The organism is Actinocrispum sp. NPDC049592 (genome assembly GCF_040675465.1).
In the GTDB taxonomy this organism is placed as follows: Bacteria; Actinomycetota; Actinomycetes; order Mycobacteriales; family Pseudonocardiaceae; genus Kibdelosporangium.
The window spans coordinates 296292-316846 of the sequence record NZ_JBFAPA010000012.1; the positions used below are offsets into that span (position 1 = coordinate 296292).

The 20555-nt window shown below is 70.0% G+C and carries 19 protein-coding genes; 12 read left to right on the forward strand and 7 right to left on the reverse strand.

Annotated elements, in window-relative coordinates; genetic code table 11:
* Nucleotides 1-64: 64 nt before the first annotated feature.
* Genes AB0J95_RS29030 through alc form a run of 3 tightly spaced genes read left to right on the forward strand, consistent with a single transcriptional unit; the run spans nucleotide 65 to nucleotide 2879 of the window.
* Nucleotides 65-1480, forward strand: coding sequence for an NCS2 family permease (locus AB0J95_RS29030; RefSeq protein WP_364764496.1), 1416 nt, complete (start codon nucleotides 65-67; stop codon nucleotides 1478-1480).
* On the forward strand, nucleotides 1480-1890 hold the full coding sequence (locus AB0J95_RS29035; protein WP_364764499.1) for a gamma-glutamylcyclotransferase: 411 nt from the start codon (nucleotides 1480-1482) through the stop codon (nucleotides 1888-1890). Before AB0J95_RS29030 ends, AB0J95_RS29035 begins: the two co-directional genes overlap by 1 nt.
* Nucleotides 1887-2879 carry an allantoicase gene (gene alc, locus AB0J95_RS29040; protein ID WP_364764501.1) on the forward strand — a complete coding sequence of 331 codons (993 nt, stop codon included), beginning with the start codon at nucleotides 1887-1889 and terminating at the stop codon, nucleotides 2877-2879. Before AB0J95_RS29035 ends, alc begins: the two co-directional genes overlap by 4 nt.
* 31 nt (nucleotides 2880-2910) lie before the next feature.
* Here the strand turns inward: alc and AB0J95_RS29045 are convergent, their stop codons facing one another.
* Complete coding sequence (locus tag AB0J95_RS29045) at nucleotides 2911-4437, reverse strand: endo-1,4-beta-xylanase (RefSeq protein WP_364764503.1); 1527 nt, start codon at nucleotides 4435-4437, stop codon at nucleotides 2911-2913.
* A 171-nt stretch (nucleotides 4438-4608) separates the two neighbouring features.
* The gene (locus AB0J95_RS29050; protein WP_364764506.1) at nucleotides 4609-5757 is read right to left on the reverse strand and encodes an ROK family transcriptional regulator; all 1149 of its coding nucleotides are present in this window, start codon (nucleotides 5755-5757) and stop codon (nucleotides 4609-4611) included.
* A 126-nt stretch (nucleotides 5758-5883) separates the two neighbouring features.
* Between AB0J95_RS29050 and AB0J95_RS29055 the strand changes: the two genes are divergently transcribed.
* Nucleotides 5884-6903 (forward strand): glycosyltransferase family 9 protein, encoded by a 1020-nt coding sequence (locus tag AB0J95_RS29055; RefSeq protein WP_364764509.1) that lies wholly within the window; start codon nucleotides 5884-5886, stop codon nucleotides 6901-6903.
* 52 nt (nucleotides 6904-6955) lie between these two features.
* Here the strand turns inward: AB0J95_RS29055 and AB0J95_RS29060 are convergent, their stop codons facing one another.
* Together AB0J95_RS29060 and AB0J95_RS29065 are read right to left on the reverse strand one after the other, a co-directional pair.
* Nucleotides 6956-9178 (reverse strand): RICIN domain-containing protein, encoded by a 2223-nt coding sequence (locus tag AB0J95_RS29060; RefSeq protein WP_364764512.1) that lies wholly within the window; start codon nucleotides 9176-9178, stop codon nucleotides 6956-6958.
* Nucleotides 9179-9367: 189 nt separating this feature from the next.
* On the reverse strand, nucleotides 9368-10237 hold the full coding sequence (locus tag AB0J95_RS29065; RefSeq protein ID WP_364764515.1) for an NAD(+)/NADH kinase: 870 nt from the start codon (nucleotides 10235-10237) through the stop codon (nucleotides 9368-9370).
* Between the two features lie 94 nt (nucleotides 10238-10331).
* On the opposite strand from AB0J95_RS29065, the gene AB0J95_RS29070 reads away from it, so the two are divergent.
* Both AB0J95_RS29070 and AB0J95_RS29075 read left to right on the forward strand, forming a co-directional pair.
* A complete protein-coding gene (locus AB0J95_RS29070; RefSeq protein ID WP_364764518.1) occupies nucleotides 10332-10862 on the forward strand; it encodes an ATP-binding protein in 531 nt (176 codons plus the stop codon).
* A 9-nt stretch (nucleotides 10863-10871) separates the two neighbouring features.
* Entirely contained in the window at nucleotides 10872-11207 is a 336-nt protein-coding gene (locus tag AB0J95_RS29075; protein ID WP_364764521.1) for an STAS domain-containing protein, read from the forward strand.
* On the opposite strand, the gene AB0J95_RS29080 is transcribed toward AB0J95_RS29075, so the two are convergent.
* Nucleotides 11174-11722: a GNAT family protein gene (locus AB0J95_RS29080; protein ID WP_364764524.1), complete on the reverse strand. Its 549-nt coding sequence runs from the start codon at nucleotides 11720-11722 to the stop codon at nucleotides 11174-11176. The genes AB0J95_RS29075 and AB0J95_RS29080 overlap by 34 nt on opposite strands.
* 129 nt (nucleotides 11723-11851) lie before the next feature.
* Between AB0J95_RS29080 and AB0J95_RS29085 the strand changes: the two genes are divergently transcribed.
* From AB0J95_RS29085 to AB0J95_RS29095, 3 genes are read left to right on the forward strand one after another with little or no spacing between them, the layout of a single operon-like run.
* Complete coding sequence (locus AB0J95_RS29085) at nucleotides 11852-15376, forward strand: ALF repeat-containing protein (protein WP_364764527.1); 3525 nt, start codon at nucleotides 11852-11854, stop codon at nucleotides 15374-15376.
* Entirely contained in the window at nucleotides 15373-15828 is a 456-nt protein-coding gene (locus AB0J95_RS29090; protein WP_364764530.1) for a hypothetical protein, read from the forward strand. Before AB0J95_RS29085 ends, AB0J95_RS29090 begins: the two co-directional genes overlap by 4 nt.
* Before the next feature lie 13 nt (nucleotides 15829-15841).
* Nucleotides 15842-16306, forward strand: coding sequence for a hypothetical protein (locus AB0J95_RS29095; RefSeq protein ID WP_364764532.1), 465 nt, complete (start codon nucleotides 15842-15844; stop codon nucleotides 16304-16306).
* A gap of 226 nt (nucleotides 16307-16532) precedes the next feature.
* Here AB0J95_RS29095 and AB0J95_RS29100 read toward each other — a convergent pair whose 3' ends face one another.
* Nucleotides 16533-17660 carry an LCP family protein gene (locus AB0J95_RS29100; protein WP_364764535.1) on the reverse strand — a complete coding sequence of 376 codons (1128 nt, stop codon included), beginning with the start codon at nucleotides 17658-17660 and terminating at the stop codon, nucleotides 16533-16535.
* Nucleotides 17661-17739: 79 nt separating this feature from the next.
* Nucleotides 17740-18345 (reverse strand): alpha/beta fold hydrolase, encoded by a 606-nt coding sequence (locus tag AB0J95_RS29105; protein WP_364764538.1) that lies wholly within the window; start codon nucleotides 18343-18345, stop codon nucleotides 17740-17742.
* A gap of 18 nt (nucleotides 18346-18363) precedes the next feature.
* Here AB0J95_RS29105 and AB0J95_RS29110 point away from each other — a divergent pair, with 18 nt between their 5' ends.
* Genes AB0J95_RS29110 through AB0J95_RS29120 form a run of 3 tightly spaced genes read left to right on the forward strand, consistent with a single transcriptional unit; the run spans nucleotide 18364 to nucleotide 20550 of the window.
* A complete protein-coding gene (locus AB0J95_RS29110) occupies nucleotides 18364-19200 on the forward strand; it encodes an alpha/beta hydrolase (protein WP_364764541.1) in 837 nt (278 codons plus the stop codon).
* Nucleotides 19193-19753, forward strand: a complete 561-nt coding sequence (locus AB0J95_RS29115; RefSeq protein WP_364764543.1) for a nucleotidyltransferase family protein — start codon at nucleotides 19193-19195, stop codon at nucleotides 19751-19753. The genes AB0J95_RS29110 and AB0J95_RS29115 overlap by 8 nt, the downstream gene beginning before the upstream one ends.
* Before the next feature lie 59 nt (nucleotides 19754-19812).
* Complete coding sequence (locus tag AB0J95_RS29120) at nucleotides 19813-20550, forward strand: SIS domain-containing protein (RefSeq protein ID WP_364764546.1); 738 nt, start codon at nucleotides 19813-19815, stop codon at nucleotides 20548-20550.
* Nucleotides 20551-20555: the final 5 nt, after the last annotated feature.

Sequence of the window (20555 nt, forward strand, 5' to 3'; positions counted from 1 at the left end):
TGTGTCCGCCAGGCCCGCGAGTCGCGGGTCCGGTGCAGCACGCCCACCGGCAAGGGAACCAGACATGACCCAGACGGACAACGAAGCCCGTTCAGCCACCCGTTTCTTCGACATCAAAGCCCGCAACAGCACGGTCGGCCGCGAAGTTCGCGGCGGTGTCACGACATTCGTCGCGATGGCCTACATCGTGCTGCTGAACCCGTTGATTCTCAGTGCCTCCGCCGACATCACCGGCGCCCGCCTGGATCCCGGCCAGGTGACCACGGCGACCGCGCTGGCCGCCGCGGTGATGACCATCCTCATGGGGTTGATCGGCAACGCCCCGCTGGCCCTGGCGGCCGGGCTGGGCGTGAACGGCATCGTCGCGTTCCAGATGGCGCCCGCGATGACCTGGCCGCAGGCGTTCGGACTCGTTGTGCTGGAAGGGTTCTGCATCGTCCTGATGGCCGTCAGCGGGATCCGCGAGCGGATCATGAACGCCATCCCGATGCCGCTCAAGACCGCGATCACCGTCGGCATCGGCCTGTACATCGCGTTGGTCGGCCTGGTCAGCGCCGGGTTCGTCACCCGCGTGCCGGACGCAGCCAACTCCCCCGTGCCCGTGCGGCTGGGCGTCGACGGGCACCTGTCCGGCTGGCCGATCGTGGTGTTCTGCCTCGGGTTGCTGCTGATGATCGTGCTGGTGGCCCGCAAGGTGCCGGGTGCGCTGCTGATCAGCATCGGCGTGATGACCGTGCTGTCGATAGTGCTCCATGACGGGTTGCACGTCGGCGGCTGGGGCCGCACCGATCCCGCCCTGCCGGATCACGTGCTGGGCGCCCCTGATCTGGGCCTGTTCGGGCACATCGACCTGTTCGGCGGGTTCGCCTCGGCCGGACCCGTTGCCGCCACGGTGTTCCTGTTCACCTTGGTGCTGTCCGGGTTCTTCGACGCGATGGGCACGATCACCAGCGTGTCCGCCGAGGCCGGGCTGATGAAAGACGGCAAAGTCCCCGGCATGGGCCGGATCCTGTTCGTCGACGGGGCCGGGGCGATCGCCGGCGGGCTGACGGGTTCGGCGCCGAACACGGTGTTCCTGGAGTCGGCCGCCGGGGTCGGCGAGGGCGCGCGGACCGGGCTGGCCAGCGTCGTCACCGGCGCGTTGTTCGCGGTGACGATGTTGTTCACGCCGCTGACCGAGGTCGTGCCCGCGCAGGCCGCCGCGCCCGCGCTGGTCGTGATCGGCGGGCTGATGATGGCCCAGTGCCGGGGAATTCCTTGGCAGGACAGCGACTACACGATCCCGGTGTTCCTCACCGTCGCGGTCATCCCGTTCACCTACTCGATCACCAACGGCGTCGGCGCCGGCCTGATCTCGTTCGTCGCGATCAAGATCTGCACCGGGCGCTGGCGTGAGGCGGGCTGGCTGCTCACCGTCCTGGCCGGGTTGTTCGCCGTGTACTTCGGCATCACCGGCGTCGAAGCACTGCTGGAGGGTTGATGGCGCTGATGTTCCTCAACGGCGGGGCGATGCGGGGCGAGCCGCTGCACGGGCTGCTGTGCGGCGCTCCCCTGGTCGCGGTCACCTCGACCGCGCCGAAGTACCGGTTCTACGCCGTCGGCGGGGCCTTCCCGGGGCTCTGTCCCGTCGCCCACGGCGGGCAGGCCATCGCGGGCGAGCTCTACGACGTGCCGATGGACGTGCTGCGCGACCGGCTGCTGCCCGCCGAACCGCCCGCGCTGGAACTCGGCGTCATCGAGTTGGCCGACGGCTCGAGCTCGTTCGCGATGCTGCTGCGCCGGCCCTACACGTCATTTGCCCAGCTCACGGACATCACCTCGGTGGCCGACTGGCGCGAATTCGTTTCACGTGAATCCACTGTGGACACTGAGAGCAGGGTATCCCCATGATCGACTTCGGTAGCCTACCGGACCTCGCCGCCCGGTCCTGCGGCGGGACGGTGATGGCGGCGAGCGACGAGTTCTTCGCCGACAAGGAGAACCTGATCAAGCCGGAGCCGCCCACCTTCCAGCCGCACACGTTCACCCCGAAGGGGCAGCAGTACGACGGCTGGGAGACCCGCCGCCGGTTCGGCCGCGCCCCGGGACACGATTGGGTGGTCCTGCGGCTCGGTGCGCCGGGGGTGGTGCGCGGGATCGTCGTGGACACGGCGTTCTTCCTGGGCAACTACCCCTCGCACTGCCGGATCGAGGGCGCCTGCGCCGAGGGCTACCCGGATGCGGATGAGCTGTCCTGGTTCGAGCTGGTACCGCAGAGCGAACTGAAGGGCGGGACGCAGAACCCGTTCGCCGTCACCGTGCCGTGGCGGGTGACCCACGTTCGGTTGCACATCCTGCCCGATGGTGGGGTGGCGCGGCTGCGGGTGCACGGCGAGGTCGTGCCCGACCCGGCGTTCGTGACCGAGGTGCCGTTCGACCTCGTCGCCACTCTCAACGGCGGTGTCGTCACCGAATCGAGCGACGGTTTCTTCTCGCCGCCCGCGAACATGCTCCAGCCGGGTGAATCCAGGTTCATGGCGGACGGCTGGGAAACCGCCCGAAGGCGTACGGACACACACGATTGGGCGGTCATCACCCTGGCCTGCCCGGCGGTCCCCACCGTCGCCGAGATCGCCACCACCCACTACCGCGGCAACTCCCCCGATCGTGTGGCTTTGTTCGGCAACAACGACGTCCCCCTCCTCCCCCAAACTCACGTCCAGCCCGACACCACCCACCGCTTCCGCCTCACCACAACGGAACCCATCACTCAGGTCCTCCTGGAAAGCCACCCCGACGGCGGCATAGCCCGCTTCCGCCTCTACGGCCACCCCACCCCCGAAGCCCTGACCACGCTGCGGAACCGCTGGACGTCGACAACCCCCAGCAGGCCCTCGTGAGCGGCTCCATCCACTCACGAGGGCGGGCCTGTCATTTCAGTTCGTTCGCCATCGAGGTGTAGGCCTTCTTCGGGGTCAGATTCGCCGTCCATGGGAGGGCGTCGCCGGGCTGGGGTGGGGTGACGTCGGTGTTGGCGGTGGAGCCGTAGCGGTCCGTGAAGCCCCACATGCCGAAGGTGGTGCAGTTGGGCTCGTCCCGGCAGACGGCGAGCTTGCCCGCGAACTCCCTGGCCTGCGTGGTGTCGTCGCCGCCGGAGACCACGTCCATCTCCGAGATGCGGACCTTCAGGCCCAGCGCGGCCAACGCCTTGACGTGCTTGCGGAACGTCTCCGGCGGGGTGCGGTCGCCCTTCTCGTACTCGTGGTTCTGCAGGCCGACGCCGTCGATCGGCACGCCGTTCACCTTCAGCTCCTTGACCAGCTTGTACAGCGCGTCCCAGCGGCCGCCGTCCGGTTCGGCGCCGTACTCGTTGAGGTACAGCACCGCGTGCGGGTCGGCCTGCCTGGCGGCCTTGAAGGCCTGGGTGATGTAGTCCTTGCCCATGGCCTGGTACCAGAGGTTGTGTTCGAGGCCGTCGGAGTTGTCCTCGTTGATCGGCTCGTTGACCACGTCCCACTCGGCCACGCGGCCGGCGAAGTGCCCGGCGACCGCCTTGATGTGGTCGATCAGCACGGTCTTCTTGTCCGAGGCCGACCGCATCCAGGTAGGCAACGCCTCGAACCAGACGAGGGTGTGCGCGTGCACGGCCATCCCGTTGGCACGCGCGAAGTCCACGAGCAGGTCCGCCTCGGCGAACGCGAACACCCCTCGGGTGGGCTGCACGAACTGGGGCTTCATGTCGTTCTCGGGCGTCAACGCGTTGAACTCACGCCCGGCGATCGCCCGGTACGCCGCGTCCTCCACGAGGGGCCCGCTCGCGATCGCCGCACCGATGCCGATCGGCCGGGGCAACGCGGAAGCCTTGGCTCGCAAGGAGTTCGAGGAAGGCGCTTGATGCCAGCCGGGCGCGTCCACGGCCCGCACGGAACCGCTGGCGGACAACGACTTCAGCGTCCACGAGCCGTCCGCGCCGAACCACAGCGTGCCCGCCGAGAACACGCCGTGCTCCCCCACCGTGCCCAGGCTCTTCCCGTTGGCCAGCACCGTGATCGTCCCGCCGGAACGCCGGACCGACACGGCGACCTCGCCGGACAGCCCCGAGCCGAGCTTCTTGGTCTCCACCGCCTTGGTGGACTTCCCGTCCCACACCGCGGCTTCCAGCTTGCCGCCGACAATCCCGACCCGCAGGCTCGGCCGTTCCTGCCGCCACTCGTCGTAGATCACCGGCGGTTTCGCGTACAGCTGCAGGTAAGCTCCGTTGACCGCACCAGTGAAGTCGACCTGGACATCCCCGCTGACCTCCAGGTGCGGCCCGGCCAGGTTCACCGGCGGGTTGGGCTGCAGGCGCGCGCCTTCGGTCGCGGTGATCCACCGGTCCAGCGGCGAGATCCGGACTCCCGAACCAGTCGGTGCCGCCCCGGCGAAGTGCGACCAGTCATGGCCTGCCAGGAGGTCCACAGTGGACGCCTGGGCAGGGAGAGGCGACCGCCGTGGCCAAAACGGCTGTGAGTGCGAGTAAGCGAAACATGAACCCTCCACGAGACAGGCGCCCCGTTGTCCGCGCGCGGCGGGCCGCACGCGGATCCCAGGGCGGCGGGCCACACACGGAAGATGTGTGCGTGTTTCTTTTCAGCCGGTGGCAACTCGGCTGGGTACGAGGTCCTCGGCGACGGCGCGCAGCGCGAGCGCGACCGCGCCGGTGAGGGTCGCGCCGGCGCCGAGCTGTGAGATCTCGACGCGGGGCGGGTACGGCGTGAGCGAGTTGAGCGCGGTGCGGACCGGGTCGAGCAGCAGGTCGCCGTTCAGACCGACCCCGCCGCCCAGCACGACCAGCTCCAGGTCGACGACTTGCGTCAACGTGGTGGCACAGCGGGCGATCCGGTCGGCCTCCACCCGGATCAGCGAGGTGGCAAGGCGATCGCCCGCGCGAGCGGCGTCCATGATCGACTCAGTGGTCAACGGGTTCCGCAGAATGGTGTCCTCGGTGCGTCGCAGCCGGGTCTCGGCGTGTGCGAGGAACGAGTCGGCCGCCGGGCTGGACGGTTCGAAGTCCCGGCCCGGCCGGACGAAGTCGATCTCCCCGGCGGCGCCGTTGTGCCCGCGGTGCAGCTCACCGGCCAGGACGAGCCCGGCGCCGACGCCGCTGCCGACCGCGAGGAACGCGAAGTCACGCAGGCCGGCACCGGCGCCGCGCCACCCCTCGCCGACCGCGGCCAGGTTGACCTCGTTCTCCACCAGCACGGGCACGCCCAGGGCCAGCCGCAGCTGCGCACCCGCGGCGAACCCGTTCAGCTCGTGCTGGTTGGCCACCCTGACCCGGCCGGTCCTGGGATCGATCACACCACCGACCCCGGCCGCCGCCAGCGCCACACCGTCCACTTCGGCCTCGGCGACCAGCTGGTCCCGCAGCTGGACCGCCTTGGCGACCACGGTCGCCGGTTCACAGGACGCCAGCGGCAGATCCCTGCGCGCGAGCTGCCGCCCATCCAGGTCGGCGACCGTCCCGCGCAGATAGCGGCTGCCGACGTCCAGGCCGAGCACGACCGCCGCGTCCGGGCACGGCTCGAAGAAGACCGCGCCATACCCCGACGCGTCCGCCTCCCGGATCAGCCCGGCCGCGAGCAACGCGTCGATCGCGCGGCCCATCGTCGGCTTGGTCGTCCCGAGCCGCCGCGCCAGCTCGGCTCGGGACACCGGCCGCAGCCGGCGGACAGCCTGGTAGACGGCCTGCAGGTTCAGCTGCATGACCTTCGTCCCGGACACCATGCCGCTCAGCATGCGACCGATGCTAGTAACGCCACATTACGAAATCCAGTAAAAGAGCATTACCGGAATTCACAGTTAATTTCACGGTGAATACCTGGCCGCCGCGCGGGCAACCCTCCGGCGAGGAGGAGGTGCAGGATGCTCGAGATCGGCCCGGCCGGTACGCACCTGCCCGGCGTCACGCGGATCGGCGTGCTGCGTGGTGGCGGAATCGGCGACCTGCTGCTGTCGCTGCCCGCCATCCAGTCGCTCGCCGATGCCTACCCGGACGCGCACATCGTGTTGCTGGGCCGGGAGAACCACGCCGAACTGCTGGCCGGCCGCCCCGGGCCGATCCACGAGGTGCAGATCCTGCCCGAGCCGGAGACGCCGGAGTTCTTCGCCCAGGACTTCGACCTGGTCGTGCAGATGCACGGCGGCGGCAAATGGTCCAACCCCTTCGTCCGCAAGTTCGGCGCCCGCTACACCATCGGCTCGCGAACCCCGGACTCCGAGCCGCTGGACCGGTGGGTGCCGTTCCAGTTCTACCAGCAGGAAGTCATGCGGGGACTGGAGATCGCCGGGCTGGCCGGTGCCCGCCCGACCATGCTGGAGCCACAGCTCACGGTCACCGGCGACGATCTCCTCGAAGCCTCGGGGGCGCTCACCGGCCTGGCGAAACCGGTCCTGGCCGTCCACCCCGGCGCCCGCGACCGCCGCCGCTGCTGGCCCGCTGAGTCCTTTGTGGAGGTCATCGCGGCGGTGACGGAGATCGCGGACGTGGTCGTGGTGGGCACGGACAACGAGTCCGAGGTCGTCGACCTGGCCCAGCAGAAGGAGATCCCGGTGCGCTCGCTGGTCGGCGAGCTGAGCCTGCCCGGCCTGGTCGGCGTCCTCAAACAGGCCCGTGTCGTGCTCGCGAACGACAGCGGCCCGAGGCATCTGGCTCAGGCCGTGGGCACCCCGACGGTCTCGATCTACTGGATGGGCAACGTGATCAACGCCGGCCCGCACAGCCGTGCCTTGCAACGCGTGCACATCTCGTGGACGACGCAGTGCCCAGTGTGCGGAGTGGACTGTGTGCACGAGGAAACCCCGCGCTGTGAACACGAGGACTCGTTCGTGGCCGACGTCGGCGTACCGGACGTGCTCAACGACGTGCTGGAGCTGCTCGCATAGGAAAAGCGCGCCACGGATACGGGGCCGTGACGCGCTTTTCGCTCTTGTTCAGTTAGGGATAGTTGTTCACCGTCGCCTCGGTGTGGCCGCTGCGGGCCGCGTCACCGGTACTGTTGATCACGTGGTTGATCGTGCCGGTGCCGCCGAGCGACACGGTGATCATGTTGTGGAACTTGACGTTCGGGGTGTTCGGCACCTCGAACGAGCGTTCCGCCACCACGCTGGGGTTGACGTTGAAGTAGGCGTAGCTGCCCAGGCCCCATGCCTCGTGGCTGGTGACGTTGTTGCCCACCTTGTACGCGGCCCAGCCCCGGGTGGAGCCGTTCATGTACGCCGCCTGGTTGGGCGGGTCGTAGGGCAGCTCGTTCTGGAAGAAGTACGTCCTGCCGCCGTTGCCGTTCCAGATCACGTTGTACTGCTGGAAGTGCTCGACGAACAGGCCGTAGAACGTCACGTTGTTGCCGTTGACGATCAGGCCGTTCTGCGCGGTGTTCTTCGTCCAGCCCACCGTCCCGTTGTTGTCGTCGTGGTCCGCCCGCCAGATCCAGGTGTGGTCACCGATCACGTTGTTGCTGTTGATGACCAGGCTCTGGGTGGCCCTGCCGCTGACCGCGCCGCCGATCCGGAAGAACACGTCGTGCATGGACGTGGGGTTGGCCGCGTGGTCGGCGCCCGACCCGGCGGGGCCGATCTGCATGAGCGTCTGCGAGTTGGTCGTGTTCGCGTCGATCAGCAGGCCGGCGAGCTTCACACCGTCCACATCGGCCACGTTCATCGCGGTGACCCCGTTGTCCGGCTGCAGGGTCGCCAGGCCGAGGCCGAGCACCACGGTGTCCGGGCGGGTCACGTTCAGCGTCTGGTTGAGGTGGTAGACGCCCGGCGAGAACAACAGGTTCTTGCCCGCGGCCAGCTGCGCGTTGATCTGCGCGGCGGTCGCGCCCGGCTTGACGATGAAGAACTGGTCGATCGGCAGCGACTGGCCCGGCTGGGTGCCGGCCCACGAGATGCCGCTGGAGTTCGAGCGCAGGCCCGGCACGAACACGTTGTAGGCGCCGGCGTTGTCGATGTACAGGAACGGCTTCTCCCGCACCAGCGGCGTGTTGCCCACGTTGGTGTAGCCCGGCTCGGGGAAGCTGGTCCCCGGCGCGCCCTGGGTGCCGACCCAGACCATGTTCCAGTTCGCGCCCGACCAGCTGCCGATGGTCGAGTTGCGGGTGATCCACTGCTGCTGCGAGCCGGACCGGACCTGGCCGTCGATCTTGGTGTCGGACATCCAGCCGCCGGAGGCCCAGCCGCCGTCGTCCAGCGCCAGGTTGCCGCGCACGTGCATGCGGCGGTACGGCGCGGCCTGCGAGACCGCCCAGCGGTCGAGGCCGCCGTTCGGGTTGACCGACAGGTTCTCGGCCGAGCGCCAGAAGTTCTGGGTGGCGTTCTGCGGCGGGAACCAGTCCGCCTCGACGTGCACGGCGCCGTTGATGGTCACGTTGTCCGGCGAGAAGCCCAGACCGGCGATCTGCGTGAAGAAGCCGATGTTGGCGTCCACATTGTACGTACCCGGCTTGAACAGCAGGGCGTAGCGGTTGGTGCCGAACTGGTTGCGCTCCTGCTGGCTGAACACCTGGTTGAGCCGGCTCTGGATGGACGCGGCCGACATCGACGGGTCGAAGATGAACGTGTTCGGGCCGAGGTCGATGTCGTTGCCCGGCGGCGGGTTGCTACCCACGGGCGCCAGTGTGAACGACTGGGCGGCCGTGCCGTTGCAGGCGTACTGCTGCAGCTGCTGGCTGTCCGCCTGGGACGCGCCCGGCACGTCCAGGCACCTGCCGCTGTTGCGGCTGACGAAGTGGTAGGCACCGCTGGGTTCCTGCACCGGCAGCCACTGCTGGTTGTTCCCGCCCCCGTAGGTCCACAGGTGGATCAACCCGCCGTCCTGTGTGGACACGTCGGCGACGTCCCAGACCATGGCGGAGTTGTTGAGGTTGTTCACCCGGTAGTAGCCGTCGCTGGTCGGCTGGAACTGCCATTGCTGCGACCCCGTACTGTTGCAGGTGTACTGCTGCACAACAGTACCGTTCGAGGTGCCGGCGGCCCGTGCGTCGACACACTTGCCGCTGTTGAGGTTGGTCGCGGTGTACCACGTGCTCGGGTCGACCGCTGCGGACGCGGCGGGAGTGGCTCCCACCACCGAAACGACGGTGAGGTAGGCGGCGGCCAGGCTCAGGATGGCCAGCGCGAAGGTGGCGATCCTCGCGCCCCGGCGCCGTTGTCTGGGCATGATTTCGGAGGACATGTGTTCCTTGCAGGGTCAGGAGAAACACGGCGGAATCTCGCCGAAGTGGCCTAGACCACACACGGCTTACCGCAGACTGTATGAGCGCGCTTCCACGCCGTCAATACGCCCCTAAAATTAAGTCCTAAACTATGGCCGGTTCGCCCGGATTCCCTTGACGGTCAACGGCAACGCCTAGGACTCGTCGGTGCGGACCGTGCCGATCAGCTGGAACTTGCGCTGCGTGCGCTGGTAGAACGTGGTCCGGCCGAGCCGGACCACCCGGGCCGCGCCGGGCAGGGCGAGCAGTTCGATCATGGTACCGGGCCGGACCTGGCCGACCAGCCGTCCGTCGGCCTCCACGGCGACTTCGCCGCTGCCCGGCATGACCTCGAGGGCCAGCTTCTCGCCGTGCGACAGGAACAGCGCCCGGTTGAACGCCGAGTGCGGCGCGGCGGGCGTGACCAGCAGGCCCTCCGCGCGCGGCGAGACGATCGGGCCGCCCGCGGCGAAGTTGTAGGCGGTCGACCCGGTCGGCGTGGCCACCACCACGGCATCCGCTGCATATTCCACGAAGGGGTGTCCCTCGACGTGCAGCAGCACCTCGGTCATCCCATGGCCGGGCACCCTGACCAGGGCGACGTCGTTGAACGCGATGAACTCGTCGCCGTCGATGACCGCGCACAGCCCGGTGCGCGGCTCCACGGTGAACCGGTGCTCGTCGATGGCGCTCAGCGCGTCGCCGAGCTCCGGGATGTCCACCTCGGCGAGAAATCCGAGCCGGCCGAGGTTCACCCCCAGGACGGGCGTGCGGCGATCGATGCACATTCGCAACGCGCGCAGCATCGTCCCGTCGCCGCCGAGGCTGACCACGAGGTCGGCCTGTTCGCCCAGCTCGACCTCGTTCACCGGTCTGACCTGGCCGTTCGTCCGGCCGGCGATCTCGTCGGCCAGCCCGATGATCTCGGTGTCGCGGGCCTTGGCCCAGCCGGTGATGGTGTCGATGACGTTGGCACAGTTGCGCTGGGGGTGCAGAACGATGCCGATCGCTCGGATCACTAGCATCACCTCTTCGAGGTCGGGCGAACCCTGGCTACCGCTATGCCACCTTATGTTGGCAAGATACGGCCGTTCGGGTGACCTGCGCAGGAGGTGTCTGGTGGACCCGCAGACCACACAGGTCGACGACCTGAGGCTCGTCGCCTTACCGACCGCGATGAACTGCGCGGACATGTTCGTCCGGTTCGCGCTGCGCGAATGGCACCTCGTCGCCTTGCAGGACGAGGCCAGCCACGTGGCCAGCGAGCTGGTGGCCAACGTGGTCGAGCGCAACACCGAGCAGGTGCCCGGCTTCCTGACCCTGCGGCTGCGGCTGCACGGCGACTGCCTGGTCATCGAGGTGGAGGACGGCGAGGTGCTGCCGCCGTTCCTGCCCAAGTCGCTGGAGGGCCGCAAGGGCGGCGCGATGGCCAACCCCGCGGGCGGGAACTACATGTGGTGCGAGGTCGCGCTGCCGACCGGCATGAACGCCTCCGCCGTGCCGCTGCCCCGCCGGGAGCGCCGCAAGCCGCCAGCCAGCGCGAGCAGCCACGCCGACGAGCCGGCCGACGTGGACGACGAGTTCTTCGAGCGGCTGCTGTCCAAGCTGAACCGATCCCCCGAGGACCCGCCGCCCGGGGGCCTGAGGTAGAAAACGCGGGTGCACGTCCACCTGCGTCTTGAGGGTCTCGCCGTCGTGCTGCACACGGCCGGCGAGATCGACATGAGCACCGCCCCGGTGCTGGCCGCCGAGTTCGCCTCGGCTCTCGAGTCGGCCACCGCACCGGCGCCGGTGGTCGCGGACCTCTCGGACGTGACGTTCCTGAGCTCCGCGGGCCTGGCGGTGCTGCTGACCGCGCGCGAGCAGTGCTTCACCGGCGGGACCCCGCTGCGCGTGGTGGCCACCGGCCGGCCGGTGCTGCGGTCGCTGGAGGTCGCCGGGCTGCTGGAGCTGCTGCCGGTCTACTCGACGGTCTCGGCGGCCATCTCCGCGTAGTCCGAGGCGAGCAGGCCGAACAGCAGGTCGTCGGTCCACTCCCCCTTGATCCAGGTGTGCTGGCGCTGCAGGCCCTCCCTGCGGAAGCCCACGCGCTCCAGCAGCCGGGCCGAGGCGTCGTTGCGCCCGTCGCAGCCGGCCGAGAGCCGGTGCAGGCCGCGGTCGGTGAACAGGTGCTCGACGACCCGGCACACCGCCTCGGTGGCGTACCCCTTGCCCTGGTAGGGAGGGGCCAGCGTGAACCCGATCTCCGCCTGCATCAGGTTCTGGTGGGTGCCCACCCCGATGTCGCCGATCAGGGAGCCGTCGAGCTCGATCGCGTACTGGAACCAGCCTTCGGCGGTGGGGTCGAGGGTGCGGTAGCGCGCGATCCTCGCCCGCGCCTCCGCCACGGTCATCGGCGTGTCCCACGACTGGTACCGGGCCACTTCGGGATCCGACCGGTACTCCGCGAACACCTCGGCGTCCCGGTCCTCGAACTCCCGGATGACCAACCGCTCCGTCTCCCACCGCACCCCCGCAGTATGCCGATCCTGACCGCCGCCCGCCTGGCGGTTGTGGACCCGGGTACGTTGATCGGGCAGTATTGATCTCGCGGTCAAGGGGTGGCCGCACTAGTCCTCAATGGACACTGGGGGTAATAGATGGCCGGGTGGCCTTTGCGCGCGCTCAGAACCGTGACGGTGGGCGCGCTGGTTTCGGTCGGGCTGGGCGGGGTGGTGATCCTCGGGCCGGTGGCGGCCGCGGCGGACACCGTCCCGCGGGCCGACCGGGTGACATGTGTCGAGCTGATGAGGACCGGCGGGCCCGGGGTGGCCGCCGCCGCGGAGTCCGCGCTCACCGGTTCGGACGACGACCTGAGGAAGTTCCTGGAGTCAGGGCAGTTCCAGGCACGCAACCATGACGAGCAGATCCGGCTCGCGCAGCTGATGACGGTCGGCGGGCCCGGGATGAAGGCCGCCGCCACGGCCGCGCTGCGCGGGACCCAGGACGACGTCCGGCGGTTCCTCGACAGTGGCTGGCAGCAGCCCTACAAGGACGACAACCGGGTCCGCGTCACGCAGATCATGACCCTGGGCGGCCCCGGGGTGAAGGCCGCGGCGCAGACCGCGTTGCGCGGCACCGACGACGACATCCTGCGGTTCCTGCACGTCGACTGGCCCAAGGCCAAGGACGACGACGACCGGATCAAGGTCACGCAGATCATGACCGCCGGCGGCCCGGAGGTGAAGCGGACCGCCCTGGTCGCGCTGCGCGGCACCATCGACGACATCCGCGAGTACCTCGACTCCGGCTGGGCGGTCGCCCGCGAACGGGACAAGGAGGTGCTGACCGTCTCGCACCTGGTGGACCTCGCCAAGGAGGCCGGCCAGGAGGCCGCGGTGGAGACCGAGGGCGCCAAGGTCGAGGCGGACAAGGCGATCGAGGCGACGCGCCTGGCCAAGGAGGCCGCCCAGCGCGCCGCCGGCGAGACCAAGCTGGCGCAGGACTCGGCGGTTCGTGCGGCCAACGCGGCCGGGCGGGCGGCGGACGCGGCCAACAAGGCCGCGGCGGCGGCGCGGGTGGCCATCGGCGCCGCCAACGCGGCCAACGCGGCGGCCCGGCGCGCGGCGAACGCAGCCGCCTCAGCCGCCAACGCGGCCACGATGGCCAGCCAGGCCGCCGCCCGGGCGAACGACGCGGCCGCGCTGACCGCGAGCAGCGGCGGCAACGTCGACGCCGCCAAGAAGGCCGCGACAGACGCCCGTGACGTGGCCAAGGGCGCCAAACTGGCCGCCCAGGCGGCTCAGGCCGCCGGTGACGCCGCCAAGGCCGCTGTGGACGCCGCTCAGGCCGCGTTGGCCGCCGGCGGGCACTCGGCCGATGCCGCCACCGCGGCGGGCGAGGCCGGCAGCTGGGCCGAGCAGGCCAAGGCCGACGCCAGCCAGGCCAGGCAGGCCGCCGCGGCCGCCCAGCGGGCCGCGCAGCAGGCGATCCGGGCCGCGAACGCGGCGGAGTCCCTTGCGCGCCAAGCACAACAGGCCGCGTACGAGGCTCGTGACGCCGCCAACGACGCGGCCACCCACGCCGAGAACGCCGCAGCGGCAGCGGAAGAGGCCATCGCCCACGCCACGGACGCCGCACACGCGGCCGAGAACTCCGCCCGGCACGCCGACGCGGCGAAGGCGGCCGCGGCCGAGGCGGCCACCGCGGCCGAGGACGCCGCCCGCGTCGAGGAGGCCGCTCGGCTGGCCGACAAGCAGCGGTTGACCTCCGAGACCGAGAAGGCCATCGCCGACGCCGAGGACGCGAAGGCCGCCGAGGACGCCAGGACCGCGGACCTGGCCTGGGACGCCGCCGAGACGGCCCGCCGGGACGCGGAGACCAAGCGGCTGCTGGCGGAGGCCATGGCCCAGGGCACGCCCGCCGCGGTCGTGCTGGCCGACGGCCGCAAGATCGCCGCGCGGGTGCTCAAGACCGGCGGCTCCTGGACCCAGCGGGCCGCGACGGCCGCCCTGGCCGGGACCGAGCTCGAGGTGCGGGACTTCGTGTTCACCGGTCTGGCGGCGGCCGCCGAGCAGGACGACCGGGCGACCGTCGGGCACCTCGCGGACGTCGCCGGGAAGCCGGCGCAGAAGACGGCCGCGGAGACCGCGATGTTCGGCCCGTACGCCGGGGTCACCGAGTTCCTGAAGTCGCGGTCCTACCCGGGCAAGACCGACGACGACCAGATCAGGATCACCCAGATCATGGACGCCGGCGGCCCGGCCACCAAGGACGCCGCCCAGCAGGCGTTGCGCGGCACCGACCAGGACCGGCAGGACTTCCTGCGCACCGGCCAGTTCGTGGCCGCCGAGCACGACAACCGGATCAAGGTCTCGCAGATCCTGACCGCTGCCGCGGACAAGCCGGAGACCCAGGCGGCGGCGTCCATCGCGCTGGCCGGCCCGGCGTCCTACCTGAAGGACTTCCTGGACGTCGGCCAGTACAAGGCGGCCCGCCGGGACGCCGACGCGGCCGTCCACGAGGCCACGGTGAAGAAGTACGTCGCCGAGGGCCGTCAGGTCGCGGCATTGGCTCAGCAGAACGCGTTCGACGCACTGCGTGCGGCCGCCGAGGCCAGGAAGGCGTCCGCTGAGGCGGCGGGCTACGCCCGGCAGGCCGAGGACTCGGCCACGCTGGCCGCCAACTTCGCCAAGGATGCGCAGGCTTCCGCTGCCGCGGCGCAGGAGTCGGCGAACCGGGCCGCGGACTCGGCCCGCACCGCGCGGGCAGCCGAGGCGTCGGCCCGTGCGGCTGCGCGGTCCGCTGCCGAGTCCGCGGCCAAGGCGGAGGCTTCGGCGTCGGCCGCCCAGGCGTCGGCCGCGGAGGCCTACGCCGCCGCGGACCGGGCTCGCGGGATCGCCGAGGCGGCGGGCAAGTCCGCCGAGGAGGCACTGGCCGCCGCCAAGGAGGCGCGCACCATCGCCGAGCAGAAGCAGCGCCAGGAGGAACAGGAGCGGCGCAAGAAGGCCGGCCTGCCGCCCCTGCCGTCCGACGTCACCAACAACGACCCGGGGCACAACAACGACCCGTTCACGCCCAACGACGGCGCGGCCTACAAGGAGTTGTCGCCCTACGAGGCGGCCATGAACAAGGACCTGATCAAGGCCGAGGTGTACCTGCTCGGCGAGGCGACGCTGGCGGTGTGCGTGAAGTTCAACCAGCTGGCCTGCGACCTGTGGCACCGCTACGGGGACCACTCGGGCGCCGACTTCATGGTCAACCCGAACGACCTGCTGGTCGACGAGTTCGCGAGCGACGCCCAGCGGGAACGGCAGGCGCTGGCCGCCAAGCTGTCCGCGGCCTGCACCGGCCCGGTCGGCCACACCTGCACGCTCACCGCGGACAGCAAGTGGGTGGACACCTCGTTCGAGAAGAACGCCAGCCTGCTGTACGGGATCGGGCACATGAAGTTCCGGCTGTCCGGGAGCTTCACCGTCACCGTGGGGGCGAACGGCAACCAGGTCAGCGGTTCGTACGACCTGGACGTCTACAAGGACTGGAACTTCGACCGGACCAAGAAGGTGTTCGACGGCAAGGTCAGCCTGGAGCAGTTCGCGATGATGCCGGGCCTGGGCATCGCCCGGCCGTTCGCGATGAAGGGCACCAGCTCCGGCCTGCCGCTCTCGGAGACGGTGCCCCGGTGAGACGAATCCTCGTGGCAGCCCTGGTGTTCACCCTCGCGGCGTGCGGGCAGTCCGACGCCCGCGCCTACCCGGACAACGACGGACCGTCCTCCTTGGAGGAAGCGCTCCGGGAGTTCGCCCTGACGGCGCCGCCGTGCGACACCCCGGACATCCGGTACGCGGTGGTCGAGGGGCTGCCACGGGGATCCTCGCTGTACCTCCGGTTCAGCGCCCCTCCGTCCTGTGTGGACGGCTTCGTGGCGGCGCCTGCCGGGCAACGCAGCCAAGCGGTCAGCAAGGGTTCGGCGCTGCCGTTCCACCAGTCCACTGTGGACAAGTTCGGCTGGTCCTTCGACCCGGTCAGGGACTACCAGACCTACGCCATCGCGCCGGACAGCCAGACGTTGTTCAAGATCGCCGTTGACACTTCCGCGTCCCCACAGGTGGTCTACCTGTACGGCACGCGCGCATGACAAGAGAGAACCGATGAGAAAGCTCCCACTGCTCGCACTGGCCCTGGCGGCCTGCACGGTGTCCTTCACTGTCCCGGCCACCGCCGCCGACGACGAACCACCGACCCTCGAAGAGGACTACGACTACCCGGGCGCCGCGGACATCCTGCGCACCAAGGGAATCAAGCTGCTCAAGGGCGACGGGCACATCCTGCTGGCCGACTGCTTGCCCGGCACCGGCCAGCTGGAGGTGTACAGCAACACCAAGAACCAGGTCTGCTTCACCGTGACCGGCCAGACCGGCCGCCTCACCCTGGAAATCCCGAACACCTACAACATCCGCGGCCCCGCCGGCCACACGGTGACGGTGGGCGTGACCATCGGCGGCACGGCCTCCCAGGTCACCATCGCACCCGGGCAGTTCAGGGGCGTCGGCCAAGGCGCCGACCCCACCAGCCTGCCCGCGACCCTGCTGGAGATCCACGCCACCAAGGCCTGATTCCGGCTTGGCCTCCGGCCCCGGTTTCCACGCTACCAACGGGCACCGACAAGATCCGCGTCTCCGCAGGTCAGCGACTCGCGACCACGTTTTGTCGGTAGCGGCGGGTAGCATCGAGTCCGGGGGCCGGAGGCCAAACCCAGGCCAAAACCCAGGCCAAACCCACTGCCCCACAGCGAAAATGCCGGCGCCCCGTGAGGGCACCGGCATTTTGGCTTGGCGGCACTTAGCTTCCGGGTGTGACGATCAGGTTCGCTGGGACCGCGGTGTCGTTGCGCAGGGCGTCGAACAGGGTCTTCGCCTTGGTCTCGTCCCAGAGGATCACCGAGCCGATCTTGGCGACGCTGCGGGAGCCGCCGACGGGCACGGTCGTGGTCTGGGTCTTGCCGCTGCTCGCGCCGGCCATCGCGAAGCCCAGTGACGGCAGGTTGTGCAGGTGGTCGCCCTCGTCCAGGGTGATCGCGTCCGGGATGTCGGCGATCATCGGGACCATCCGGAACGGGTTGATCAGCGTGCCGAAGCTGGTCGCCTTGTTCATCAGGGCGCCGATGAACTGGCGCTGGTGGATCACGCGGTCCAGGTCGGCCCGCGGGGTGGCCCGGGTGCGGACGTAGCCAAGCGCGTTGGCGCCGTCGAGGTCCTGGCAGCCGGCCGGCAGGTTGATCCCGGCGAGCGGGTCGTTGATCGGCTTGTCCAGGCACATGTTCACGCCGCCCACGTCGTCGACGATCCCGGCGAACCCGCCGAAGCCGATCTCGATGTAGTGGTCCAGCCGCAGCCCGGTGGAGCGCTCCACGGTCTGCGCGAGCAGCTTGGGGCCGCCCAGCGCGTAGGCCGCGTTCAGCTTGTTCTTGCCCTTGCCCGGGATGTCCACATAGGAGTCACGCAGCAGCGAGACCATGGTGGCCTTCTCGCCGTTGCCGGGCAGGTGCAGCAGCAGCATGGTGTCGGTGCGCTGGCCCTTGGCGTCCCCTGTGGACAGCCGCTCCTGGTCCTCGGAGTCCAGGCCCGCGCGGCTGTCCGAACCGACGATCAGCCAGTTCGTGCCCGCGCCCGCGGCCGGGCGGCCCGCGTAGTCCTCGAGCGCCGAGACGCGGTTCATCGAGAACTCCAGGTACGCCCAGATCACGCCGATCAGCAGCACGAACGCGAGCAGGATGATCAGCAGGATCCGGCCGGCCCGCCGCTTTCTGCGTGGCGCCGGTGGCCGTTCCGCCAGGCCGACCCCGCCGCCGGGTGGTGGCGGCGGCTGCCGGTAGCCGCCCTGCTGGGGCTGCTGCCGGTAGTCCTGACCGGACATCGGATACGCACGGGTCTGCCTCTGCCCGTCCCTGGACGGTGGCCTGTAGCTCATCGCCATCCTCATGTTGTCCCCCGACCTTTCAAGGATGCCTACAAAGACGTGGCACCGCAGGCCGGGGTTGCGTCCGTTGTCAGGACACTAACGTTCCGAGCACGAACCGTCGCACTAGGTCACGCCACACCGCGGGTTTGCCCAGCATGGCGTGACCCTCCCCCTCGATCCAGCGCAGTTCGACGGATGCGATGTCAGCGGCACGTTTTGCATATGCCTGGGACTGCCGTGGGTCGGTAGTCCGGTCCGCAGTGCCGTGCGCGATGAGCACGGTCCGTCCCGCCAGCTGGTCCACGGGATCCGACGGCGGGCACCACGGTGCCAACGCGCACACAGCAGTCACGGCAGGGTCGTCGGCCACACGGAACGCGACGCGTCCGCCCATGGAGTGCCCGACGAGCACCACAGGCACGTCCGGATGCTGCTGCCGGATGGCGCCCAGCGCCCACCGGGCGTCCACGACGGGGTCCAACGCGGGGGCATTCCACCCGCGCACCCGGTAGCGCAGCTGGAACACCGCGAGCGACGGCTGCCGCGCGAGGTCACGAGCGAACGGGACCATCCGCGCGTACGCCAGCGACCACGGCGGAACGACGCTCGTGCCGTGCTCACGCCCACCGTGCAGCACGAGCACGGCGGCCTGGGGACGGGACGAGGAGAACTGGCGCAAACGAGGTTCACCCACGTTTGCGAGACTAGCCGCGTGATCGAGCACATCGGGATCAGCACACCTCAGGGCCGGTTCGACGCACTGGCCGCGGGCCCGGACGACGGCAGGCCGGTCCTGCTGCTGCACGGGTTCCCGGAAGCGTCCACCGAGTGGGAACACCAGCTGGCCACACTGTCGGCGGCGGGCTGCCGGGCGGTCGCGCCGGACCAGCGCGGCTACTCCCCCGGCGTGCGGCCCGAGCGGCCGGAGGACTACTCCATCGAGGAGGTCGCGGGGGACGCCCTCGCCATCGCGGACGAGCTGGGCTGGAGCCGGTTCGACCTGGTCGGCCACGACTGGGGCGGCAGCGTCGCCTGGCACGTGGCCGCCGAGAACCCCGACAGACTGCGGACCCTCACCGTCGTGTCGACGCCACACCCAGGTGCCTACGCGCGCGCTGTACGCACCGACGAGGACCAGCAGCTGCGTTCGTCGTACATCCCGAACCTGCAGAACGTCCGCACCGCCGAGAAGCAGCTCCTGGCCAACAACGCGAGCTCGCTGAAGGCGCTGTTCGAGGGCGTCGTGCCACACGGGCACGTGCGGGAGTACGTGGAACGGCTGTCCGAGCCGGGTGCGCTGGTGGCCGCGCTGAACTGGTACCGCGGCATCAAGTTCAGCGGGCACACCGACAAGGTGAAGGTGCCGACGCTGTACGTCTGGGGCACCGAGGACGCGGCGTTCGGGTCGACGGCCGCGCTGAGCACCGGCGAGTGGGTCGAGGGGCCCTACCGGTTCGAGATGTTCGAGGACATCTCGCACTGGCTGCCCGAGCAGGCCGACGAGGGCCTGTCCCGGCTGCTGCTGGAACACCTGTCGGCGCATGCCTGACGTCGCCGGGCTGGTGCTGGCGGCCGGGGCCGGCCGCCGGTACGGCATGCCCAAGGCCCTCGTGCGCTACCAGGGAAAGCTGTTCGTCGAACGAGCCGTGCGGGTCCTCATCGACGGCGGCTGCGAACCGGTGATCGCCGTCCTGGGTGCGGGCGCCGCCGAGGTCCGCGAGCGGCTGCCGGACCTCAACGCCGTGGACAACCCGGACTGGGCGACCGGCATGGGTTCGTCGTTGCGGGTCGGCCTCAAGGCGCTGCCGGAGGCCGACGCGGTGGTCGTGCTGCCGGTGGACACACCTGGTGTCACGGCCGAGGCGGTCCGGCGGCTGGTTCGACGAGCGACACCGAAAGCCTTGCTGCGCGCGGGATACGACGGTGAACCGGGTCATCCGGTGCTGCTCGGCCGGGAGCACTGGGCGGGCGCGTACGAGCTGGCGACCGGGGACGCCGGCGCCCGCGAGTACCTCCGCCGCAACCGTCCGGAAATCGTTCCATGTGGGGATGTTTCCGACGGCCGGGACGTCGACACGCCCGGGGACCTGCCGCCCTCTTGACCGGGTCCGGCCCAGTGGTATAGACCATTGCGGGATCCGACGATGGAGGTACCAGCAGCATGACGGCCGAAGCCGTGACCACGTCCGAGTACGGCGACCTGGTCCGCGCCCACCTGACCAAGGTGGAACAGCACAACGCCGCGGCGATCGAGGACGTGGCGGAGCTGTTCCTGAGCAGCATCCGGGCCGGCGGCCTGGTGCTGACCGCGGGCGCCGGGCACTCCCTCGCGGCCGTCGCCGAGACCTTCTACCGCGCGGGCGGTCTGGCCTGCGTGTACCCGCTGTACCACCCGGACATCTTCCCCTTGCACGGCGCCAAGGCGTCTACCAGCGCCGAACGGCTGACCGGGCTGGCCGCCGAGGTGTTCGGCAAGGTCGGGCTGAGCGGGCACGATGTGCTCGTGGTGTTCTCCACCTCTGGGGTGAACCCCTATCCGGTCGAGCTGGCCGTGACCGCCCGTGAGAACAACATCCCGGTGGTGGCGGTGACTTCCAGCCCTGCCAACGCCGTCGCCCCGCGCCGCGCGGAAAGCACCCTCGCCGAGAATGCCACTGTCGTGCTGGACACCCTTGTGGCGCCTGGTGATTCGAGCTACCCGGCGGCCGAGCCGATCACCGCCGCACTGTCCACTGTGGCCAACGCGTTCCTCTGGAACCAGGTGCTGGCGCGGCTGGTGGACAAGGCCGCCGAGACCGGGGCCGAGGTGCCGTTGTGGCGCAGCTCCAACGTTCCCGGCGGTGACGAGGCCAACGCGCGCTACTTCGAGCAGTACGGCTCCCGCATTCCTCCGCTGTAGCGGAG